Consider the following 543-nt stretch of genomic DNA (forward strand, 5'->3'; position numbering starts at 1 on the left):
CTTCTTCGAGTTTCTCGCTTATCGCGGCAATTCCTTCTTCCTCGCGACCAATAATACTCGATATCGTCCCTGCTGCTGCACCATAAAGCAGGTCTTGGGCATTATCGGCACGAGAATCAATGACGTTGAGTATATTGGTTCCTCCTGCTTCGGGAAAACGCACCACGGTGGTATCCCCTTGAATTAAACTTGGGTTGGTTGGAGTAACAACTCCTGCTGCCATGAGGTTAATATTTTCGGCAGTTACTTCTCCTGCGATGACCGTATCGCCTTCGTTGACGGCTGTATCGGTTCTAATTAACCGCACTGTGCCATCTGCTTCGATAATCACTTCATTAGCATGACCGATTTCACTGCCTCCGGTAATATAACGGGGGATATCTACTGCTCTGATTCCCATTAGATTTCCGGGTATATTAACGCTTCCTTCGACTGGGGCGGCATCCAGGACTAAGTTCACCACCATACCTTCGTGAGAGAGTCGAACTTGACTTTTACCTGGAATAGCGGCGAGGGTGATGTTACCGTTTTCTGTGGCTACGG

The 543-nt window shown here is 48.4% G+C and carries 1 pseudogene; it reads right to left on the minus strand.

The window, feature by feature from the left end:
- A pseudogene (locus tag JUI58_RS00285) lies at positions 1-543 on the minus strand (hemagglutination protein); the annotation flags it as partial.

The sequence above is a fragment of the Spirulina sp. CCY15215 genome (assembly GCF_016888125.1).
Classification (GTDB): Bacteria; Cyanobacteriota; Cyanobacteriia; order Cyanobacteriales; family Spirulinaceae; genus CCY15215.